Source organism: Actinoplanes sp. NPDC051343 (assembly GCF_044455125.1).
Lineage (GTDB): Bacteria > Actinomycetota > Actinomycetes > Mycobacteriales > Micromonosporaceae > Actinoplanes.
Genome location: NZ_JBITEL010000009.1, coordinates 189765 through 209107 on the forward strand (window position 1 = coordinate 189765; position 19343 = coordinate 209107).

General features: G+C 70.9%; 20 protein-coding genes. 10 read left to right on the forward strand and 10 right to left on the reverse strand.

The annotated features are described in order from the left end of the window. The first annotated feature begins 2 nt into the window (after positions 1-2). Positions 3-572: a TetR/AcrR family transcriptional regulator gene (locus ACIA5C_RS28820; protein WP_396060033.1), complete on the forward strand. Its 570-nt coding sequence runs from the start codon at positions 3-5 to the stop codon at positions 570-572. Here the strand turns inward: ACIA5C_RS28820 and ACIA5C_RS28825 are convergent. Further along, positions 553-1086 carry a dihydrofolate reductase family protein gene (locus ACIA5C_RS28825; RefSeq protein WP_396060035.1) on the reverse strand — a complete coding sequence of 178 codons (534 nt, stop codon included), beginning with the start codon at positions 1084-1086 and terminating at the stop codon, positions 553-555. The genes ACIA5C_RS28820 and ACIA5C_RS28825 overlap by 20 nt on opposite strands. Before the next feature lie 186 nt (positions 1087-1272). On the opposite strand from ACIA5C_RS28825, the gene ACIA5C_RS28830 reads away from it, so the two are divergent. From ACIA5C_RS28830 to ACIA5C_RS28840, 3 genes are all read left to right on the forward strand, one after another. Then, a complete protein-coding gene (locus tag ACIA5C_RS28830) occupies positions 1273-2514 on the forward strand; it encodes an MFS transporter (protein ID WP_396060037.1) in 1242 nt (413 codons plus the stop codon). A gap of 13 nt (positions 2515-2527) precedes the next feature. Further along, positions 2528-3934 (forward strand): glutamate--tRNA ligase, encoded by a 1407-nt coding sequence (gltX, locus tag ACIA5C_RS28835; protein WP_396060039.1) that lies wholly within the window; start codon positions 2528-2530, stop codon positions 3932-3934. A gap of 374 nt (positions 3935-4308) precedes the next feature. After that, positions 4309-4959: a hypothetical protein gene (locus ACIA5C_RS28840; protein ID WP_396060041.1), complete on the forward strand. Its 651-nt coding sequence runs from the start codon at positions 4309-4311 to the stop codon at positions 4957-4959. 14 nt (positions 4960-4973) lie between these two features. Here the strand turns inward: ACIA5C_RS28840 and ACIA5C_RS28845 are convergent, their stop codons facing one another. The 4 genes from ACIA5C_RS28845 to ACIA5C_RS28860 all read right to left on the reverse strand — a co-directional run bounded on the left by ACIA5C_RS28845 (position 4974) and on the right by ACIA5C_RS28860 (position 7342). After that, positions 4974-5762 (reverse strand): hypothetical protein, encoded by a 789-nt coding sequence (locus ACIA5C_RS28845; RefSeq protein WP_396060043.1) that lies wholly within the window; start codon positions 5760-5762, stop codon positions 4974-4976. Next, positions 5759-6235: a sigma factor-like helix-turn-helix DNA-binding protein gene (locus ACIA5C_RS28850; protein ID WP_396060045.1), complete on the reverse strand. Its 477-nt coding sequence runs from the start codon at positions 6233-6235 to the stop codon at positions 5759-5761. The genes ACIA5C_RS28845 and ACIA5C_RS28850 overlap by 4 nt, the downstream gene beginning before the upstream one ends. 46 nt (positions 6236-6281) lie before the next feature. Next, positions 6282-6851 carry a TetR/AcrR family transcriptional regulator gene (locus ACIA5C_RS28855; protein WP_396060047.1) on the reverse strand — a complete coding sequence of 190 codons (570 nt, stop codon included), beginning with the start codon at positions 6849-6851 and terminating at the stop codon, positions 6282-6284. 236 nt (positions 6852-7087) lie between these two features. Continuing rightward, positions 7088-7342 (reverse strand): hypothetical protein, encoded by a 255-nt coding sequence (locus ACIA5C_RS28860; RefSeq protein WP_396060049.1) that lies wholly within the window; start codon positions 7340-7342, stop codon positions 7088-7090. Between the two features lie 197 nt (positions 7343-7539). Here ACIA5C_RS28860 and ACIA5C_RS28865 point away from each other — a divergent pair, with 197 nt between their 5' ends. From ACIA5C_RS28865 to ACIA5C_RS28885, 5 genes are all read left to right on the forward strand, one after another. Next, on the forward strand, positions 7540-8730 hold the full coding sequence (locus ACIA5C_RS28865) for a PucR family transcriptional regulator (protein WP_396060051.1): 1191 nt from the start codon (positions 7540-7542) through the stop codon (positions 8728-8730). Between the two features lie 166 nt (positions 8731-8896). Beyond that, on the forward strand, positions 8897-9850 hold the full coding sequence (locus tag ACIA5C_RS28870; RefSeq protein ID WP_396060053.1) for an ACP S-malonyltransferase: 954 nt from the start codon (positions 8897-8899) through the stop codon (positions 9848-9850). Then, positions 9847-10797 (forward strand): beta-ketoacyl-ACP synthase III, encoded by a 951-nt coding sequence (locus ACIA5C_RS28875; RefSeq protein WP_396060055.1) that lies wholly within the window; start codon positions 9847-9849, stop codon positions 10795-10797. Before ACIA5C_RS28870 ends, ACIA5C_RS28875 begins: the two co-directional genes overlap by 4 nt. Before the next feature lie 35 nt (positions 10798-10832). Beyond that, on the forward strand, positions 10833-11075 hold the full coding sequence (locus ACIA5C_RS28880; protein WP_184953034.1) for an acyl carrier protein: 243 nt from the start codon (positions 10833-10835) through the stop codon (positions 11073-11075). A 1-nt stretch (position 11076) separates the two neighbouring features. Next, entirely contained in the window at positions 11077-12303 is a 1227-nt protein-coding gene (locus ACIA5C_RS28885) for a beta-ketoacyl-[acyl-carrier-protein] synthase family protein (protein ID WP_396060058.1), read from the forward strand. A gap of 96 nt (positions 12304-12399) precedes the next feature. On the opposite strand, the gene ACIA5C_RS28890 is transcribed toward ACIA5C_RS28885, so the two are convergent. The 5 genes from ACIA5C_RS28890 to ACIA5C_RS28910 form a co-directional block, all read right to left on the reverse strand. After that, positions 12400-13437: an adhesin gene (locus ACIA5C_RS28890; protein ID WP_396060060.1), complete on the reverse strand. Its 1038-nt coding sequence runs from the start codon at positions 13435-13437 to the stop codon at positions 12400-12402. Positions 13438-13456: 19 nt separating this feature from the next. Next, positions 13457-14755, reverse strand: coding sequence for a hypothetical protein (locus ACIA5C_RS28895; protein ID WP_396060062.1), 1299 nt, complete (start codon positions 14753-14755; stop codon positions 13457-13459). 181 nt (positions 14756-14936) lie between these two features. Beyond that, positions 14937-16433 (reverse strand): IMP dehydrogenase, encoded by a 1497-nt coding sequence (locus tag ACIA5C_RS28900; RefSeq protein WP_396060064.1) that lies wholly within the window; start codon positions 16431-16433, stop codon positions 14937-14939. A gap of 64 nt (positions 16434-16497) precedes the next feature. After that, entirely contained in the window at positions 16498-18207 is a 1710-nt protein-coding gene (locus ACIA5C_RS28905; protein WP_396060066.1) for a glycoside hydrolase family 3 protein, read from the reverse strand. 44 nt (positions 18208-18251) lie between these two features. After that, on the reverse strand, positions 18252-18743 hold the full coding sequence (locus ACIA5C_RS28910) for a DUF3145 domain-containing protein (RefSeq protein ID WP_396060068.1): 492 nt from the start codon (positions 18741-18743) through the stop codon (positions 18252-18254). 234 nt (positions 18744-18977) lie between these two features. Between ACIA5C_RS28910 and ACIA5C_RS28915 the strand changes: the two genes are divergently transcribed. Beyond that, positions 18978-19304 (forward strand): hypothetical protein, encoded by a 327-nt coding sequence (locus ACIA5C_RS28915; RefSeq protein ID WP_396060070.1) that lies wholly within the window; start codon positions 18978-18980, stop codon positions 19302-19304. The last annotated feature ends 39 nt before the right edge of the window (positions 19305-19343 follow it).

Consider the following 19343-nt stretch of genomic DNA (forward strand, 5'->3'; position numbering starts at 1 on the left):
CGTTGACCAGACAGACACCCGCCAAGCGGACCGACGCCCTCCGCAACCGCGACCGCATTCTCCGGGCCGCCCGCGACGCCATTGCCGATGCGGACGCCGAGGTATCGATGGCCGAGATCGTGCGGCGATCGGGCGTCGGCTCTGCCACCCTCTACCGCAACTTCGCCAGCCGCCGCGAACTCCTGGAGGCGCTGCTGGTCGAGGAGGTCGAGGAGGTGTGCGCGGCCGCGTCAACCGTTGCCGGCGACACCGCCGAGGCCCGGCTCGCCGCCTGGCTGCGCCGGTTCTACCAGTACGTGACGAGCAAGCGCCCGATCGCCGTCGAATTGCTCGAGCATGTGGACCGCACCGACCCCGTCTTCGGGACCAGCCGCGACCGCGTCGTCGCAGCCGCCGAACCGCTGCTGGCCGCGGCCCAGCAGGCCGGGGAGGTCACCGCCACCATCAGCCTGGACCAGATCCTCGACCTGGTCGTCGCCATCGCCAAGGTTCCGGGCGACCAGAGCTATCGCGAGCCGATGCTCGAGGCGGCGCTGGGCGGCCTGCACCGGGTCACGCCGGCCGGTAGGTGACGACCTCGACGCCGGTGCTGGTGCGCCAGGCTTCGGTGAGACTGAGGGCGACCTTGGTGCCGTCGGCCCAGAGCCGGCGGCCCTCGCCCTGCACGACGGGGTAGATCATGATGCGGTATTCGTCGATCAGGTTGTGCCTGGTCAGGTGGTTGACCAGGTCGGCGCTGCCGGCGATGTGCAGCGTCTCGGTGCCGGCCCTGAGCTCGGCCACCGCGTCCTCCACCGGACCGGTCAGGAACGTCGCGTTCCACTCCGGCTCGGTGAGGGTGGTCGTGGCGACGTGCTTGGGCATCGAGTTCATCTTCTCGCCGAACCAGCCGGTCTCGGCCTCCATCTGCGGCCAGGCGGCCTTGAAGCCCTCGTACGTCTTGCGGCCGAGCAGCAGGGCGTCGGCCTCCCGCAGGTTGCTGCCCTGCCAGTTGCTGAGCTCGTCGTTGAAGTAGGGACCGGACCAGCCCGGCTCCTCGAAGACACCGTCGAGTGTCGTGTATTCGATTGCGACGATCTTGCCCACGTCTTCCACCTCGATATTTGACGATCTGGTTAATTAACTAAGTCGTAAAGTACGCCCGCAAGCGCATGAGTGTCAACCGCCCCTTGGCCACGCATGGGCACCTTCCGTAAGCTCTGAGTAATTGGCCCTACCGAGCGGGCCGTCGATCCTTTAACCTCCGAAGAAATTTCGCGTTAGGGAGGCTGGATGGCCGTCGCGCACGGGGTTCCGGCACTGGCCGAACCCGTCGTCCCGGTGCGGCGGTCCTGGATCGGGCTGCTCTGCGCCGCCAACCTCGGCCTCTGGATGGCGTTCTTCACGCCGATCCAGATCGTGCTCCCGGAGCAGGTCGAGGCCCTGGTCACCAGCCACAAGGAAAACTGGCTCAGCCTGGTCACCGGGGTCGGTGCGGTGGTCGCGGTCATCGTCAACCCGCTGGCCGGCGCGCTCTCCGACCGCGCGCGGCCACGGCTGCTCGGCCGGGCGCACGGCCGCCGCCACGTGTTCACGCTGAGCGGCATCGCGATGTCGGCGATCGCGCTGCTCGGCCTCGCCGACGCGCACAGCCTGCTCGCGGTCACCCTGTGGTGGGCGCTCGCCCAGGTCGGCCTCAACGTCATGCTGGCCACGCTGACCGCGGCCGTCCCCGACCGGGTGCCGGTCAGCCAGCGCGGCCTGGTCTCCGGCTGGATCGGCATGCCGCAGGCCCTCGGCCTGGTCATGGGAGCGATCCTGGTGACCGCGGTCGTCACCACGATCCGCCCCGGCTACCTGCTGCTCACCGTCGGGCTGCTCGTGCTGGCCACGCCGTTCGCGCTGTTCACGCCGGACGACGCGCTGGGGCCGGCGCCGGTCACCAAGGTGCGGTGGAAACTCGACCTGAAGGGCAACCCCGACTTCGCCTGGGCCTGGGGCACCCGGTTCCTGGTCCAGATGGGCAACGCGCTCGGCACGCTCTACCTGCTCTATTTCCTGAGCGACGACGTGCACTACTCCGACCCCGACACGGGCCTGCTCTACATGATCCTGATCTACACGGTCGGAATGATCCTGACCGCGATGGTCGGTGGCTGGCTCTCCGACCGCATCGGCCGCCGCAAGATCTTCGTGATCTGGTCCGGCATCCTGATCGCGGTCGCCGCGACCCTGCTCGCGATCTGGCCCACCTGGTCGGTTTCCCTGGTCGCGGCCCTGCTCTTCGGGGCCGGCTACGGGGTCTATCTGGCGGTCGACACCGCGCTGATCACACAGGTCCTGCCGGCCGCCGCCGACCGGGCCAAGGACCTCGGCGTCATCAACATCGCCACGGCGCTCCCCCAGGTGCTCGGGCCGGCCATCGCGGCGCCGATCGTCACCTACCTGGGCGGTTATCCCTCGCTGTTCGGGCTGACCGCGGCGGTCACCGTGGCCGGTGCGGTGGCGGTGGTGAAAATCCGCTCAGTGCGCTAGGTAGTCTGGGAAGGTGACCGTACGCGTACGCTTCGCCCCTTCCCCGACCGGCATGTTCCACGTCGGCAGTGCCCGCTCGGCCCTGCAGAACTGGATCTACGCCCACCAGCACGACGGTGTGTTCGTGCTCCGCATCGAGGACACCGACGCCGCCCGTAACCGTCCGGAGTGGACCGAGGGCATCATCTCGGCCCTCGACTGGATCGGCATCGAACGCGGCTCGTACGAGGGTCCCTACTTCCAGTCGTCGTACGCGCAGGACCACACCGCCGCCGCCACCCGGCTGTACGGCGAGGGCCGGGCCTACTACTGCGACTGCACCCGCGACGCCGTCATCGCCCGCACCGGCAACCAGCACACCGGCTACGACGGCTTCTGCCGCGACCGGGCGCTGGGCCCGGGCGAGGGCCGCGCGCTGCGCTTCCGCACGCCCGACGAGGGCGAGACGATCGTCGACGACCTGGTCCGCGGCAAGCCCACGTTCGAGAACAAGCTCATCGAGGACTTCGTCATCGCCCGCAGCGACGGCTCGCCGCTGTTCCTGCTGGCCAACGTCGTCGACGACATGACCATGCGCATCACGCACGTGATCCGGGCCGAGGAGCACCTGCCCAACACACCCAAGCAGCAGCTGCTGTGGGAGGCGCTGGGCGCGACCCCGCCGGTCTGGGCGCACGTGCCGGTCATCGTCAACGAGAAGCGGCAGAAGTTGTCGAAGCGCCGCGACAAGGTGGCACTCGAGGGCTACCGCGACGAGGGCTACCTGGCCGCCGCGATGAAAAACTATCTGATGCTGCTCGGCTGGGCCCCGTCCGGCGACCGCGAGATCGTCCCGTGGCAGGTCGTCCTCGACGAATACCGGCTGGAGGAGGTCAACCACGCGCCGGCCTTCTTCGACGTGAAGAAGCTGCGGGCGTTCAACGGCGACTACATCCGGGCTCTCGCGCCGGAGGAGTTCGCCGCGGTCTGCGCGCCGTGGCTGAGCGGCACCGAGACGATCCCGGCCCCGCCGTGGCGTCCGGAGGCGTTCGACGTCGACACCTTCACCTCGGTCGCCCCGCTCGCACAGACCCGCATCTCGCTGCTTTCCGAAATCGTGGACTACGTCGACTTCTTCTTCCTCGACGAGCCGGTGCGCGACGAGGCGTCGTGGGTCAAGGCGATGAAGGGCGACGCGGCCGAGATCCTCGACGCTACCGCCGACGCGTTCGAGGCGCTCGACGACTGGTCGGCCGAGCCGCTCAAGGCCGCCCTGGAGCGGGTCGGGCTCGAGCGCGAGCTCAAGCTGGGCAAGACCCAGGCGCCGGTCCGGGTCGCGGTCACCGGACGCACGGTGGGCCTTCCGCTCTTCGAGTCGCTGGAGGTCCTCGGACGCGAGCGGACGCTGCGGCGACTGCGCGCGGCGCGCGCCGCACTCTGAGTCACTCCCTCTTTCGGGTACGCCTCCGGCGACTGATGTCGTCGGGGACGTACCCGTTTTTTCCTGCGATACCGCATAGGGCGGTCGGCCGCCATCGTTGCCCTTCATTCCGGTAACGAAATCGGCAGAGCGGGTGACCACGGCTCCTGTTCAGTTGCGTGCTGTGGGTACTATTCGGCCGCTGATCAACGGCCGTCGTCGTCTCGGACATCCCAGATGGCTCCAATTCGTCCCGGCTCGAGATGCGCCCGGACAGGGGTCCGGGAGAGGCTGAAGGCGTCGGCCGTTCGCGCTCCACCGGCGTGGGCGACCAGCGGTGCACCGAAGCCATGTCCACCACGGGGCGGGGAGGCCGGACTATGGTTCGACAGGCGATGAGACGGCTCGTCGCGGCGGTCGGCGTGACGGTCGCGGGCGTCGCACTGGCGATCGGTGCCGGTGGTCCGGCGAGTGCCGCGCCCAAGACGCCGGCGCCCAACGGTGTGCAGGTAGTGGGCGGTGATCTGCCCGGCGGCAAGGTCGTCGTGCAGCAGGCCACCCAGCCCCGCCTGTTCGAAAATCTCTACGACGAGGTCAGCTGGCTGGCCACGGCCAAGCCGCAGACCACCGCGCCGGCCGCGAGCAAGCTCGGTCCGAAATACACGGTCACCGTTCTGATCAAGAACACGCCGTCCCAGGTCTACGACCTCTACCCGACGGCCACCGGCGGCCCGCGGGCCCACCGCATGGCCAAGCAGCCGGGCAAAAAGGTCACCGACGGCTGGTTCTACGGCCGGCTGACGATGCCGGAGGCGCTGCGCGGGGCCGGCGCCCCGCTCAAGCCCCGGCCCGACACGCTCAACGGCGGCATCGGCGGCGGCATGGGCACCGACATCTCGCCCAGCAGCGACGACATCGACCCGGTCGCCGGCATGAACAGCTTCCTCGAGCAGATCCGCCGGCTGTTCCTGCTCAACGGCGCGGTCCTGGTGGTCGTCCTGTTCGGGCTGGCCGGCGTCGCGTACCTGATCCGCCGCCGGATCTGACCGCCCGCCGGCGTCTAGCCGGCCTCCGGCACCGGCACCTTGAAGACCGGGCAGGCGTTGGACGCGGCGCCGTCGCAACCCTCCCGTGAGCCGAACGCGGCGAGCAACCGCGGGTCGGTCGCGAGCCGCTCGACCTGGCTGCCACTGAGCGGGGACGTGGCGTCGGCCGGGTCGGTGACGTCCCGCTCGCCGGTCGCCATCAGCGCGACCGTACGCCCGTCACCGGCCCGCCGGGCGATCACCTCGTTGACCTGCCAGTCCGGGTCGGTGCCGGCGCCGTAGCGCACGTAGTCGACGCCGTCGCCGGCCCGGTCGGCCGGTGCGCAGCCGTCCTTGCCGTTGCGCCGTGGGAAGCAGAGCCCGGCCGGCCGGGCGAACACCGCGACCTGGATCGTCCCGCGCGGCTGCCCGTTCGCGGCCAGCACGGAGTACTGGCGCCAGCCGAAGCCCCGCTCCGGCGGCCGGGGCACGATCCGCAGGTGGGCGGCGTCGACCACGGGCGCGACCAGAGCCAGCACCGGGTCGGCGATCGTCGACGGCACGGGCACCGGCACGGCCGACGGCGCGGTCGCATGAGCGGCCGGCCGGACCGGCGGCGTGCCCTCGGCCGGCAGCAGCGTCGTGGTCAGCAGATAGCCGGCTAGCACGATGGTGGCGGCGATCGCGGCCCCCGCGATCAGCAGCAACCGCGTCCGGCGGCGGCGCAACGTCTCGGCCCGGCGGAAGACCTCATCGATCTCGTCGCTCAGCGCCGGCTCGCCCGCCAGCACGTGCCCGAGCAGTTCGCCCAGCGGCGCGGTCATCGGGCCACCGCGACTTCGGCCTTCGCCAGCAGGCGCTCTAGGGCGGACAGGCCGGCCTGCTCGTACGCCTCGACGCGGTCGTCGTCCAGGTCGAGCATCGCGCCGGTCGCGTCCACGTCGAAGCCGTCCCAGTAGCGCAGCACCAGCACCGCCCGGCAGCGCGGGGTGAGCTTGTGCAGGGCGTCGAGCAGCAGGATCGACTCGGCCTGGACGCCTTCGGCGCCGGCCGAGGCCACGAAGACATGCTCCCGGCGACGGTTGCGGCGGCGGCACGCCTCCATCAATTCGGCGTACGCGTAGACGTCCGGATCGGCCACGACGCCCCGGCGCGTGTCCGCAACGACCCGGGCCAGGCAGGCGAGAGTCAGCTCGGTCGCCAGCTCCCAGTCGCCGCACATCAGGAACGCCGAGCGGCGCAGGGGCGGCAGGCGGCCGGCCACGAACTCGTGCAGGCCATCGTCGACGCCGGACATATGCCCTTTATAGATCGGCAAATGGCATGACCGGTGCAGAACGGGATCATCCGACCCGAACAGTGACCTCGACCAGGCGTACGAGATCTTGCAGGTCCTCTTCGAACTCGGCCGCACCGGGCTCGCGGTCGCCCTGCCGTGGCTCGATGGCCGGAAGGCCACCGGTGACCTCGCCCGTGGTGTAACCGAGCAGGAACGCGCAGATCAGCCGGGCCAGCCGCGGGATCCGGGCGGCCGGCACCTCGGCGTCGTGCAGCACCCCGCGCAGCGCGGCGACCAGCCAGGACGCCGAGGCTCCGGCCGCTTCGCGGTTGAGGAGCAGCGGAAACGCCGCCGGATGGGCGTACGCCAGGGACCGCACCGCCCGTCCGAGCGCGACCAGACGCCGGCGCCAGTCGATGTCGGCGAGATCGTCGCCGACCGACGAGCCGAGTTCCAGCGTGAGCAGGTCGACCAGGCCGTCGAGCAGCGCGTCCTTGCCGCCGACGTACGGGTAGAGCGCCATCGAGGTGAGACCGACGCGCTCGGCGACCGCCCGCATCGACATGGCGGCCAGGCCGCGCTCGTCGACCAGCGCGAGGGCCTGGTCGAGGATCAGCCGTCTCTTGTCGTCCACCGCTTCAAAGTGGTCAGACCGGGCGCGGTCGCCGCTGGGGACGCGCCGAACAGCTCACCCGGTCGGGTTACAGGGCCGCGTCACCGGGTCGGCTCACCGCATCGGCTCACCCGGCGATCGCCGCCGGTGTTATCGCAGCTGATTTTCTGCCGCCCCGATTTTGGGCGGCAGAAAATCATCTCCGATGACACCGGGTCCAAGGCGATCGCCCGCGGAGCGAAGCGGAGCCAGATGACTCAGCACCAACGGCCCGGTGGCCGGCCGCGTCCGGCGGCACGACGGCGCGGCCGTACGGCACCGTGCAGGTGCGCACCGGCCCAGCCCCGCAGCTCGGTCCGGCACCCGACCCGGCTAGGCCCCGGCACCACCGGCTCGTCCTCGGCCGGCGGCGGCGTCGTGTCGTCGAGCACGGGATCGTTGTCGGCGGGCAGCGGCCCGTCCTCCCGTTCCACCATCTCGCCTCCCTCACCCTGCTGCTCGCGTCGTCTCATGGTGCTTTGATCGGCAGCCGGCCGCCGACCATGACGTTTGGCATCCAGTACGTCTGGCGCACCGGCGGTCCGTGTCACTAGCACGACACCATGCCAGGTCACCGACCGAAATCGCGGGAGGGGCGCACCGCTACACCGGACAAATCTCCCAAACCGTGCGGTTCTTCCCGCTTTTTCGTCCGTGGCAGGCTGTTGACGTGGCTGAGGCTCGGCGCGGCGCGGGACAACCCCCTCTGGCCGCCACCCTGCGCCGGATCGACCGGCACACCGGGGCGCTGGCCAGCACCGCCGTGGCCCGGATGGAGGAGACCCTCCCCTGGTTCCGGGCCCTGCCGGCCGACCAGCGCTCCTGGGTCATGCTCGTCGCGCAAGCCGGCGTGCACTCCCTGGTCGAGTGGCTGCGCTCGGGCGGCACGATCGCCGAGAGCACCCAGGAGATCTCCGACGAGGTCTTCGCCGCCGCGCCGCGGGCGCTGGCCCGGTCGATCACACTGACCCAGGCCGTGCAGCTGATCAAGGTCACGATCGACGTGGCCGAGTCGCAGGTCTCGTCCCTCGCCGCGGCGGGCGAGGAGGAGGCGCTGCTCCAGGCCATCCTCAAATTCTCGCGGGAGATCGCGTTCTCGGCGGCCCGGGTCTACGCGCGCGCCGCCGAGTCGCGCGGCGCCTGGGACGCCCGGCTGCAGGCCATGCTGGTCGACGCCCTGCTGCGCGGCGACTCGTCGGACGTGCTGGCCAGCCGGGCGGCCGCCCTGGGCTGGGCCGACGCCCCGCCGGTGGCGGTCGTGGTCGGCCGCTCACCGGGCGGCGACATCACGGCCGTGCTGCACGCGGTCTACCGGGCCGCCCGGCGGGCCCGGTTCGAGGTGATCGGCGGTGTGCACGGCGACCGGCTGGTCGTCGTCATGGGCGGCGCGACCGATCCGGTGGCCAGCGCGAGCGCCCTGGCGGTCAGCTTCGGCGAGGGGCCGATCGTGGTCGGGCACGCCGTACCCTCGCTCGACCAGGCCACCGAGTCGGCCCGGGCCGCCTTGGCCGGGTTCCGCGCGGCGCCGGCCTGGCCCGGGGCGCCCTCGCCGGTGACCGCCGAGGCGCTGCTGCCCGAGCGGGCGCTGGCCGGTGACATGGAGGCGCGACGGACGCTGCGGCACGATGCGTACGCGGCGCTGGCCAAGGCGGGCGGCGCGTTACTGGAGACGCTGGATGCGTTTTTTGCGGCCGGTGGGGTACTCGAGAGTGCAGCCCGCGAGTTGTACGTGCACCCCAACACGGTTCGCTACCGGCTCAAACGGGTCGCCGAGGTGACCGGGCTCTCTCCGCTGGACGGCCGCGACGCGTACGCGCTGCGGCTGGCGCTCACGATCGGGCGCCTCGATCCTGCGAGCTAAATCACCTGCGGTTTCACATGATCATTAGGCGGCCCGAGCGGTCATAAACTCGCCCGAATCGGTGGAAGTCGACGAGTCGTTTGTAGGAACCCCACAACAGTCGTCGTAGGGTTTCGTCGTCGGCGGCTACCGCTACAACCGCCCCGATCCGGAAGAGTCTCTAGACGTGCTCGCCGTACTTTCCCCCGGCCAGGGTTCCCAGAAGCCCGGCTTCCTCACTCCGTGGCTCGACCTCGACGGCTCCGAGGCCCGGCTGAAGTGGTGGTCCGCCATCACCGGCATCGATCTGCTCCACCTCGGCACGCAGGCCGACGCCGACGAGATCAAGGACACCGCCCGCACCCAGCCACTCCTGGTCGCCGCCGCGCTGCTGGCCGGCGGGCACCTGCCGCTCGAGCAGGTCGGCCTCGTCGCCGGGCACAGCGTCGGCGAACTCGGCGCAGCCGCGCTGGCCGGCGTGCTCTCCCCCGAGGCCGCCGTCGCGCTGACCGGCGTCCGCGGCCGCGAGATGGCCGCCGCCTGCGCGCTCCAGCCGACCGGCATGAGCGCGGTGCTCGGCGGCGACCCCGACGAGGTGCTGGCCGCGATCGACCAGCTCGGCCTCTACCCGGCCAACCGCAACGCCGCCGGTCAGGTCGTCGCCGCCGGCGCGCTCGACGCGCTGGCCAAGCTCGAGGCGGAACCGCCGGCCAAGGCCCGCGTACGCGCGTTGCAGGTGGCGGGCGCCTTTCACACGCCGTACATGGCTCCGGCCGAGACCGCGCTCGCCGCGCTCGCCGGGGGTGTGACCGTGCACAACCCGGTACGCACCCTGCTGTCGAACCTCGACGGCACCACAGTGGCCGACGGCCACGACATGCTCCAGCGGCTGGTGCGGCAGGTGACCGCGCCGGTGCGCTGGGATCTCTGCATGGCGGCGCTCAAGGACCTGGGCGTCACCGGCATCATCGAGCTGCCTCCGGCGGGAACCCTGGCCGGCCTGGTCAAGCGCGAGCTCAAGGGCGACGGCGCCCCCGAGATCGTCACCCTCAACACTCCCGACGACCTGCCCGCGGCCCGCGACCTGATCGCCCGCCACGGCGCCGCCTCCACGATCGCGACCGAAGGAGCAGCACGATGACTGCGGGTACCCGCATTGTCGCGATGGGCCATTACCAGCCCTCGCGCATCATCACCAACGACGACCTGGCCGCCACGATCGACACCAACGACGCATGGATCAAGGACCGGGTCGGCATCGCCGAGCGCCGCATCGCCGAGGCCGAGTCGGTCGCCGACATGGCCACCTACGCGGCCGAGAAGGCGCTGGCCGCCTCCGGACTCAGCGCGGCCGACATCGACCTGGTCACGGTCGCCACGTGCTCGTCGATCGACCGCTGCCCCAACGTGGCCACCCGGGTGGCGGCCCGGCTCGGCATCACGGCCCCGGCGGCGTACGACCTCAACACGGCGTGCTCCGGCTTCTCGTACGCGCTGGGCACCGCCGACCACGCCATCCGCGCCGGGGCGGCCCGCAACGCGCTGGTCATCGGCGCGGAAAAGCTCTCCGACCTGACCGACTGGACCGACCGCACCACCGCCGTGCTCTTCGGTGACGGCGCGGGCGCCGCGGTCGTCACCGGCGTACCCGACGGCGAGCAGCCCGGCATCGGACCGGTGCTCTGGGGCTCAGCCCCCGACAAGGGTGACGTGCTCAAGATCGAGGGCATCCAGCCGTATATCAAGCAGGACGGCCAGATCGTCTTCCGCTGGGCGACCACCGCCCTCGCCCCGTTCGCCATCGAAACCTGCCACAAGGCCGGCATCGAGCCCTCCGACCTGGCGGCCTTCGTGCCGCACCAGGCCAACACCCGCATTATCGACGGCATCGTGAAGCGCCTCGGACTCGGCCCGAACGTGGTCGTGGCCAAGGACCTGATCGAGTCGGGCAACACCTCGGCGGCTAGTGTGCCGCTCGCGCTGTCCAAGCTCGTCGAGCGGCGGGAGGTGCCGTCCGGCGCCCCCGTGCTGCTCTTCGGGTTCGGCGGCGGTCTCACCTATGCCGGTCAGGTCGTCCGCTGTCCGTAAGCAGCATTTCCCACCATTGAAAGGAAACACCAGAAATGGCAACTCGCGAAGAGATCACCTCGGGCCTGGCCGAAATCCTCGAAGAGGTCGCCGGGGTCAACCCGGACGACGTCGCAGAGGGCAAGTCCTTCACCGACGACCTGGACGTCGACTCGCTGTCCATGGTCGAGGTCGTGGTGGCGGCCGAGGAGAAGTTCGGCGTCAAGATCCCCGACAACGAGGTGCAGAACCTGAAGACCGTCGGCGACGCGGTCAGCTACATCGAGGCGAACCACTGAGATGAGCAATGTAGACGTCGTCGTCACCGGGCTCGGCGCGACCACCCCGTTGGGCGGGGACGTCGCGTCCACCTGGGACGCCATGCTCAACGGCCGCTCCGGGGTGAGGCTCCTCACCCAGGAGTGGGCCCAGCAGATGCCGGCCAAGATCGCGGCCGAGCTCGTGGTCGAGCCCTCCGAGGTCATCGACCGGGTGAAGCTGCGCCGGCTGGACCGGTCCGAGGCGGTCGCCCTGATCGCCGCCCAGCAGGCCTGGGCCGACTCCGGCCTGGAAGGCTCCGGGCTCGACCCGGAGCGCCTCGCGGTCAGCTTCGGCAGCGGAATAGGCGGTGCGCAGACCCTCCTGGCCCAGGACGACATCCTGGAGGCGTCCGGCCCGCGGCGGGTCAGCCCGCACACCGTGCCGATGCTCATGCCCAACGGGCCCGCGGCCTGGATCGGCATCGAACTCAAGGCCCGGGCCGGCGTACACGCCATGGCCAGCGCCTGCGCGACCGGCGCCGAGGCCATGGCGCTCGGTCTCGACATCATCCGCTCCGGCCGGGCCGACGTGGTCGTGGCCGGCGGCACCGAAGCGGTCATCCACCCGCTGCCGTTCGCCGGTTTCACCTCGATGCGCGCCATGTCGACGCGCAACGACGAGCCGGAACGCGCCTCCCGCCCCTGGGACAAGGGCCGGGACGGGTTCGTCTTCGGCGAGGGCTCGGGCGCGATCGTGCTCGAACGGGCCGATCACGCCGCGGCCCGCGGCGCCCGGGTGTACGCCCGGCTGGCCGGCGCCGGCATCACCTCCGACGGCTACGACATCGTGCAGCCCGACCCGGAGTGCCGGGGCGGCATCCGCGCGATGGGCAAGTCGATCCAGGACGCCGGCCTGACCGCCGCCGACATCGTCCACGTCAACGCGCACGCCACCTCGACGCCGGCCGGCGACATGGGCGAGATCGTCGGCATCAAGGCCGCGGTCGGCACCCACCCGGTCATCACGTCGACCAAGTCGATGTCCGGCCACCTGCTCGGTGCGGCCGGCGCGCTCGAGTCGATCGCCACAATCCTGGCGATCCGCGACAGCGTGGTCCCCCCGACAATCAACCTCGACGACCCGGACGACCGCCTCGACCTCGACGTGGCGGCACACAAGGCCCGCCCGCTCGACATCCCCGCCGCCATGAACAACTCGTTCGGCTTCGGCGGGCACAATGTGGCGCTGATCTTCACCCGCGTCTGACAGCTCGTCTCGAAGTGGCCCGGCCGAATTCCGGCCGGGCCGCTTTTCGATTCCGCCGACGCTGGGCAGGGGCCAGCGGACCTGTCGGGTCGCCGATCAGGACTCTGCCGGCTTCTCGGGGGTCGCGCGCTCGCCGCCATCACCGGCGGGCGGGCCGGCCTGCGGCGGAGCCGGCTGCGAACCCGGGGCGAACTGCTCGCCGCCGGGTGCCGACTGAGGGCCAGGGGCCGGGGACGCCCACGGGTTAGGGGCCGCCGCCGGGGTGCTGCCCCAGGCTGCCGGGTCGCCGCCCCACGAGCCGGGGCCGCCGGGGCCCGACGGGGCGGGCGGGGCCGGGGGCACCGGGGCCTGGCCGGTGGGGGCGCTCAGGTCGTACACGGGTAGGTCCTGGCCGAAGGCGGCCGTCAAGGGCACCTCGACGCCCTGGACCGCGGCCTCCGCACCCTCCCGGACCGCCGCGTGGACGGCCTCACGCATCGCGCGTACGCGCTCGGTGCGCAACATCTGGTTGACCGCGCCGGCCCGGCCGGCGAAACCACCCACCAGGTCCTTGAGGAAGTGACCCAGGATGGTGGCGCCGCGCCGGCGGCGCCACATCGTCCAGCCGGTGTAGAGGCTGGTGCCGTACGGGAAGACCGTGATGAAGACGCTGTACGAGCGCTCGGTGATCACCAGGCGGTTGTTGACGATCTCGCGGCCGAGTACGTCGCTGCGGACCCGCTCGGCGGACGCCTCGACGGGGATGCCGCGGCCGCGCAGCGTGCCGTAGATCGCGGCGTACGTCGAGTCGGCGGCGGCGAAGCGGTCCTCGATCAGGGCCTTCCACTCGGCGATCGGCTCGTCGATGCGGGCACCCAGCAGGACCACCCAGAACGCCACGAAACTGAGCACCGAGCCGGCCAGGAGCAGGCCGGAGCCGGGCAGAGCGGTGTCGAAGGGTCCGGTGTCGGAGAAGGCGTACACGATCGCGAAGAGCACGAAGAACACGACCGACACCAGGAACGACGTGACGAACGCCCACACGAACAGGCGCACCAGCGTGGTCAGGGGCACCCCCTCGTCCAGCCCGATCTCGACCGGCCGATATCTGAGGGTCTGCATCCGGTAAGCGATGTCGCCGCCCGTCGTGCTCACGAAAGCCTCCAGTGGAAGGTCAGCCGGCCAGGGACACCTGGATCCCGGTGGCGGTCAGTGTGGCGCTGCCGTTGACGGTGAAGTCCGAGTCACCGTTCTCGTGGCGCTGGTCGCCGGCGAAGGCGGTGTACGACACGTCCCAGTGCACCTTGCCGCCCGGGCCGCCGACCGCCACCACGACGCCGAACAGGCTCGCCCGGACCTGGGCGTCCACGGTCGGATAGGCGGTGACCGTCCAGCGCACGGCGGATGGGGTGCCCGGCACGTTGAGCCCGAACGGGCAGCCCGGCGGCAACGCCTGGCCGCCGGCCGCGCAGGCGTCGATCGCGGTGCGGACCTGTTTCTGGATCTCGTCGAGCGCGCCGGCCGCCAGCGTCGGCGTGCCCAGGTCGATCGGTGCGAGCGGCAGGGCCGGTCCGGGTCGCAGTGTCGAGGTGGCCTGGCTGCCGTCGAGCAACTGGTTGGCGGCCGCGACGGCGTGATAGCTGCCCGGGAACGCGAGCGTGTTGAGTTGCTGGTCGCCGAGCGCGATGCCGTTGACCGTCACCTTGCGTCCGGCCGCGTTCGCGACGGCCACCTCGATGAACGGCGACTGGATCCGGTAGGCGCCCTTGCTGTGCAGCACGATCAATGACTCCTGCACCGGGCTTCCGCCGGCCCGGAAGTCGACCCGCACCGAGGAGGCGCCGACGCCGGTCGGCGCGCCCGGGATCGGGGCGACCGCACCGACGTGGACGGCGCTCGGACGGGACGAGGTCTCGGTCAGGCCGGCGTCGCTGAGCAGCGGGTAGCGGTCGGCGGTGAACTGAGAGGGCGAGCTGACGTAGCGCAACGCCCGCCCGCCGTGGCCGGCCGACAGTGCGGAGAAGTAGTCGCGGACCGTGGTCGCCGCACCGGGCCGGGTCATGCGGACCGTCACCGCGGCCACTCCCCCGCCGACCAGCAGCACGAGGACGATCCCGATCGCGACCAGCGGACGCCGCCCGAGCCCGCGCTGCGCCTGCGGCCCCGCAGTCAACGTCGGCCCGGCCGCCATGCCCGGGGCGACCGACCCAGCGATCACGGCCGGCGCGACCGACCCAGCGGCAATGCCCGGCGCGGGCGGCCCAGCGGAGATGCCCGGCGCGACCGACGCGGCCGACCTGGCGGCCATTGCCGACGCTGCCGCCGTGCTTGGCACGGGCGATCCGGCCGCCGCGACCGGTGAGGGCGGCAGGATCACCGGCATCCCGCAGTAGGGGCAGGAGATCTGATCGGGAGCGACCGCGCCACCACATCGGAAGCAGAGGCCGGTCACGGCCGCATCCGGCGCGCTCATCCTGCCGACCCCCCCGACGACTACTCCGCGTGGCCCCGGCCGTTTTACGGTCAGTGAGGCGAACGCTACCGGAGTCCACCGGCCGCGCCACGGTCATCCAGCGGAATACCCTCCCACGAATCGACCGATGTCGTCACGTCGGCCGGCCGGTGAGCGAGACCCGGCCGGCCTCGAAAAGACCTCACGATGCCGAAGAGCGGTCCCGCAGCTGGATCTCGGCGGTGTTCTGCTGGAAGCTCTGCTCGGACACCGGCACCAGCACCGCCCGGTCGTGGAAGTCGGGCAGGGTCGTCGCCCCGCAGCTGATCAAAGTGGCTTTGATCTTGGCGATCGTGGTGTCCACGTTGTCGTAGAGGCTGCCCGCCCACGGCACGTAACCGTCGACGCCCTCCTCGAACGCCAGCTTCGACCCGCCGCCGTGCTCGTATCGGGAGACGTTGCGGGCCCGCGCCGACCCCTCGCCCCAATATTCCTTGAAGAACTGGCCACCGACCCGCACCAGCGGGGCCGGGCTCTCGTCGAACCGGGCGAAGTAGCGGCCCAGCATCACGAAGTCGGCGCCGAAGGCGAACGCGACCGCCATGTGTGAGTCGGTCAGAAGACCGCCGTCGCAACAGATCGGGACGTAGATCCCGGTCTCCTTTGCGTACGCGTCGCGCGCGGCCACCACATCGGCCAGTGCGGAGGCCTGGCCCCGGCCGATGCCTTTCTGATCGCGGGTGATGCAGATCGAACCGCCGCCGATGCCGACCTTGACGAAGTCGGCTCCCGCGTCGGCGAGGTAGCGGAACGCCCGCCCGTCGACCACGTTGCCGGCCCCGATGCGTACGGAATCGCCGTAGGTCTCCCGGACGAACCGCAACGTGTCCGCCTGCCAGACGCTGTAGCCGTCCGACGAGTCGATGCAGAGCAGGTCGGCGCCCGCCTCGACCAGGGCCGGGATGCGCTCGCGATAGTCGTGGGTGTTGACCCCGGCGCCGACCCGGAACCGCTTCTCGCCGTCGATCGACTCGTTGCGGAACCGCTTGTGCAGCTCGTAGTCGCGGCGCAGCACGATCGAGCGGAGCAGTCCGGCGTCGTCGACGATCGGCAGCACGTCGAGTCGGTGGTCCCAGATCAGCGTGTTGGCCTCGGAGAGGGAGATCGTGGGCGGCGCGGTAACGAGGTCGGCGGCCGGGCGCATGCGCGACTCGACGCTGTCGTTGAGGTCGTGCCGTCGCGGGTGGAAGTCGCCGGTCGAGATCAGGCCGAGGAACTGCCCGTGCGCGCTGCCGTCGTCCGTCACGACCGCGACGTCGCGTTCGGCCGATTCGAGCAGGGCGGTGACCTCGCCCAGCGTCGCGCTGGGCTTGATGTTGATGTCCGAGAACCGGAAGCCGGCCTTGTGCCGCTTGACCGCCGCCACCATCTCGGCCTGCGCCTCGACGGACTGATTCTGGTGGATGAAGCTGAGGCCGCCGCACTGGGCCAGCGCGATGGCGAGCCGGGGCGACGACACCGCGCCCATGATCGCGCTGGTCAGCGGCGTGGCCATCCGCACGGCTGATTCCTCGCCGACCCGGTGCCGCACCAGCGGCACGCTGAGGTCGACGTTTTCCGGAACGCAGTCGGCGGTGGTGAGGTCGGGAACCAGCAGGAACTCGTTGAGCGTTCGCGACACTTCGTCGAGGATCTTCACGACTCTCCTGAACAGTGGGCCGGACTTTGAATAAAGGGACGAAATTACCATCCCGCGGGAGCGTTCAGTCGCAGGCCGTGCGGGGCAGACCGGACATGGCGACCGGCGACTTCCCGGTCGCCTTCGCCTTGCCGGCAAGCACGGCAGCCAGGGCTTTCAGTGACAGCTTGCTCGACGAGTACGACGCGAGAAGGGTCCCCGACTTCGCACTCGCGAGCAGGTAGGGAGTGTCCATCATCACGGTCACGTCCGCCTTGGCATCCAGGTCGCCCGGCTTGTCCCCGTACCCCACCAGCCGGATGACCGAGCCGCCGGCGCCGGTCTTGATGCCCTGGTCCTGCAACGCCTTGGTCAGGTTGTCGCGGGCCGTGGCCCGCACCGCCTGGGTGCTGACCGTGACGGGGCCGTGGACGAGTGGTCCGTCGCACTTGCCGCGCAGCACCGTGATCGAGGCGGCGTCGAGCGCGGACACCGCCTGCTGGTGGGCCGGCGTGTTTACCGTGGACAGGTCGGGCCGCTGCTGCTGGGCCGTCGTGAAGTTGAGGGTCAGGATGCGGGTGACCGCCTCGACCAGGCGCGACCGCTTCAGCGAACCGTCCTTGAGCCCGGCCAGGATGCCGTCGCGGGCGGCGCCGATGTCGGGCGGCATGAGCAGCATGTCGTTGCCCGCATTGAGCGCGCGGACCGCCGCCTCGCCGGCCGGCCACTTCATCGCCGGCGGCATGTTCATCGCGTCGGTGATCGCCACCCCGGTGAACTTGAGCTGCCCCCGCAGCACGTCGGTCATGATTTTGTGGGAGAAGGTGGCCGGCACGCCCTTGTCGAGCGACGACACGTCGAGGTGGCCGGACATGACCACTCCCGCCCCGGCCTTGATCCCGGCCTGGAAGGGCGGAAGGTCCTGCCGGGTCCAGGCGTCGCGGCTCTGCGCGACCACCGGCAGCGTGTCGTGACTGTCCCCACTGGTGTGGCCGTGGCCCGGGAAGTGCTTGAGACCGGCCGTGATGCCGGCGCTCTGCAGACCGTCGACCGCGGCCGTGACCTGGGCCGCGTTGGCCTTCGCGTCACCGCCGAACGAGCGCGAGCCGATCACCGTGTTGGCCGGCGGCCCGAGCGTATCGGCGTCGGGTGCGAAGTCGACGGTCAGGCCCATCGCCGCCAGTTCCTCGCCCGCGGCGCGCCAGGCCGCCTTGGTGAGCTGCGGTTGGCCGGCCGCTCCGGCCGCCATCGCCGAGGGCAGCAGGGTCACGCCGTTGGTGACGCGGGTGACCACGCCGTACTCCTGGTCGGTGCCGATCATCATCGGGGCGCGGCCGGGCAGCGCGCGGGCGGCCGCCTGCAGGCCGTCGGTCAGCGCGCGGACCTGCTTCGGATCGTCGACGTTGGTCGTCGGGTTGGTCGTGCTGGTCGGGTCGGCCGCGCTGAAGCTGACCAGGATCAGGCCGCCGAGGTGAAATTCAGCGATCATCTCGGCGGGAGTGTCCACCCCGGCCAGGTTGTGGTTGCCGGCCTTGGACGCCGCGTCGACCGAGGTCGCCGAGTTGCCGTAGGCGTAGGGCATCAGCACCTCGCCGGCCAGGTCGGCGTCGCTCATCGCGGCGATCGCCTGTGCCGCGAGGGCGGCCGGGTCGCCGGGCGGCGGAGCGAGCCGGGTCGGCGTCACGAACGACGGCTGCGAATCGGCCCGCGACGGTTCGTCCGGGCCGCAGGCTGCGGCCAGGACAAGTAGCGGTACGGCGGGGAGGACGCGCAGAATCCGATTCACGCGGGTCATCGAACCAGCCCCGCGCCCGCCGCTCAACCGGGCCTGTGGATAACTCAGCCGACCCGGGTCAGGAGCGTGACCGGCGCGCCGTCGCCGGCGTAGCGGTAGGGCTCGAGCTCGGCGTCCCACGCCGTGCCGAGCGCCTTTTCCAGGGCATGGTTGAGTGCCTCCGGCGCACGCGCGGAGGCCATGATGGCGCGCAGCCGGTCCTCGCCGAGCTGGATGTCCCCCGAAGCGCCCATGATCCCGTGGAAGAGTCCGCGGCCGGGGACGTGCATGAAGCGCTCGCCGTCCATGCCCGGACTGGGTTCCTCGGTTACTTCGAAACGGATCATGGGCCACTGCCGGAGGGCAGCAGCCAGCTCGGCGCCAGTACCGGCCCGGCCGGTCCAGCTGCATTCGGCCCGCCGCGCGCCGGGATCAACCGGCTGGGCGGTCCACTGCAGGTTGACCGGCGCGGTCAGTACGCGCGCGATCGCCCACTCGACGTGCTGGCACACGGCAAGTGGGGTCGAGTGGACGTATACGACGCCACACGTTGGCACGGTGACCTCCCGGAGACCGAGGTGCGTCTTCCCCTACGACCTCGACCGCGGTTGATCGTGTCCCATGATGCCGGTTGGTACGGATGGTGCGCCAGAGAATCGGCAACATCGACATCGGGACGGCCGTAGTGGCACATCGTGTTCAACGGCTGGACCTGCTCGTACGGCACGGTCACCCCGCCATCGTGTAGGGTGGCTGCGGCCATTTTTCTGCTTTTCTCAAGGAGTACCGCCGTGGCGAGCAACACCTCGAAGACCGCCCGCGCATCAGTCCGCGCCGGCCAGAGCACGGGCGGCGCGCTCAGCGTGCTCGGTGAGTACAAGTACCTCATCCCGCTCGCCAGTGGCCGCTTCGCATACGTGCGCAACCTGACCAACGGCAAGACCCTGCACCTCAAGACCGACTCCGAGGCCTTCGTCGAGGAGATCCGCGCCCTGTCGGCCGCCGGTCACGGCGCCAAGATCCGGGCCGAGCTCGAGGCGCTCAACGCCGCCAGCCCGCAGGACGGCTGGTCGGACACCGAGAAGCGCCTCGTCGACGCGGGTGTCTTCGAGGGCTGAGCAAGGCGAAAGGCGCTCCCTGACCGGGGAGCGCCTTTT

What these genes read in the sequence shown, in the direction of transcription:
- ACIA5C_RS28830 (WP_396060037.1), top strand. Translation starts at nt 1,273, where the DNA reads ATGGCCGTCGCGCACGGGGTTCCGGCACTGGCCGAACCCGTCGTCCCG.
- ACIA5C_RS28840 (WP_396060041.1), top strand. Translation starts at nt 4,309, where the DNA reads ATGAGACGGCTCGTCGCGGCGGTCGGCGTGACGGTCGCGGGCGTCGCA.
- ACIA5C_RS28845 (WP_396060043.1), bottom strand. Translation starts at nt 5,762, where the DNA reads ATGACCGCGCCGCTGGGCGAACTGCTCGGGCACGTGCTGGCGGGCGAG.
- ACIA5C_RS28850 (WP_396060045.1), bottom strand. Translation starts at nt 6,235, where the DNA reads ATGTCCGGCGTCGACGATGGCCTGCACGAGTTCGTGGCCGGCCGCCTG.
- ACIA5C_RS28860 (WP_396060049.1), bottom strand. Translation starts at nt 7,342, where the DNA reads ATGAGACGACGCGAGCAGCAGGGTGAGGGAGGCGAGATGGTGGAACGG.
- ACIA5C_RS28875 (WP_396060055.1), top strand. Translation starts at nt 9,847, where the DNA reads ATGACTGCGGGTACCCGCATTGTCGCGATGGGCCATTACCAGCCCTCG.
- ACIA5C_RS28880 (WP_184953034.1), top strand. Translation starts at nt 10,833, where the DNA reads ATGGCAACTCGCGAAGAGATCACCTCGGGCCTGGCCGAAATCCTCGAA.
- ACIA5C_RS28885 (WP_396060058.1), top strand. Translation starts at nt 11,077, where the DNA reads ATGAGCAATGTAGACGTCGTCGTCACCGGGCTCGGCGCGACCACCCCG.
- ACIA5C_RS28895 (WP_396060062.1), bottom strand. Translation starts at nt 14,755, where the DNA reads ATGAGCGCGCCGGATGCGGCCGTGACCGGCCTCTGCTTCCGATGTGGT.
- ACIA5C_RS28905 (WP_396060066.1), bottom strand. Translation starts at nt 18,207, where the DNA reads ATGACCCGCGTGAATCGGATTCTGCGCGTCCTCCCCGCCGTACCGCTA.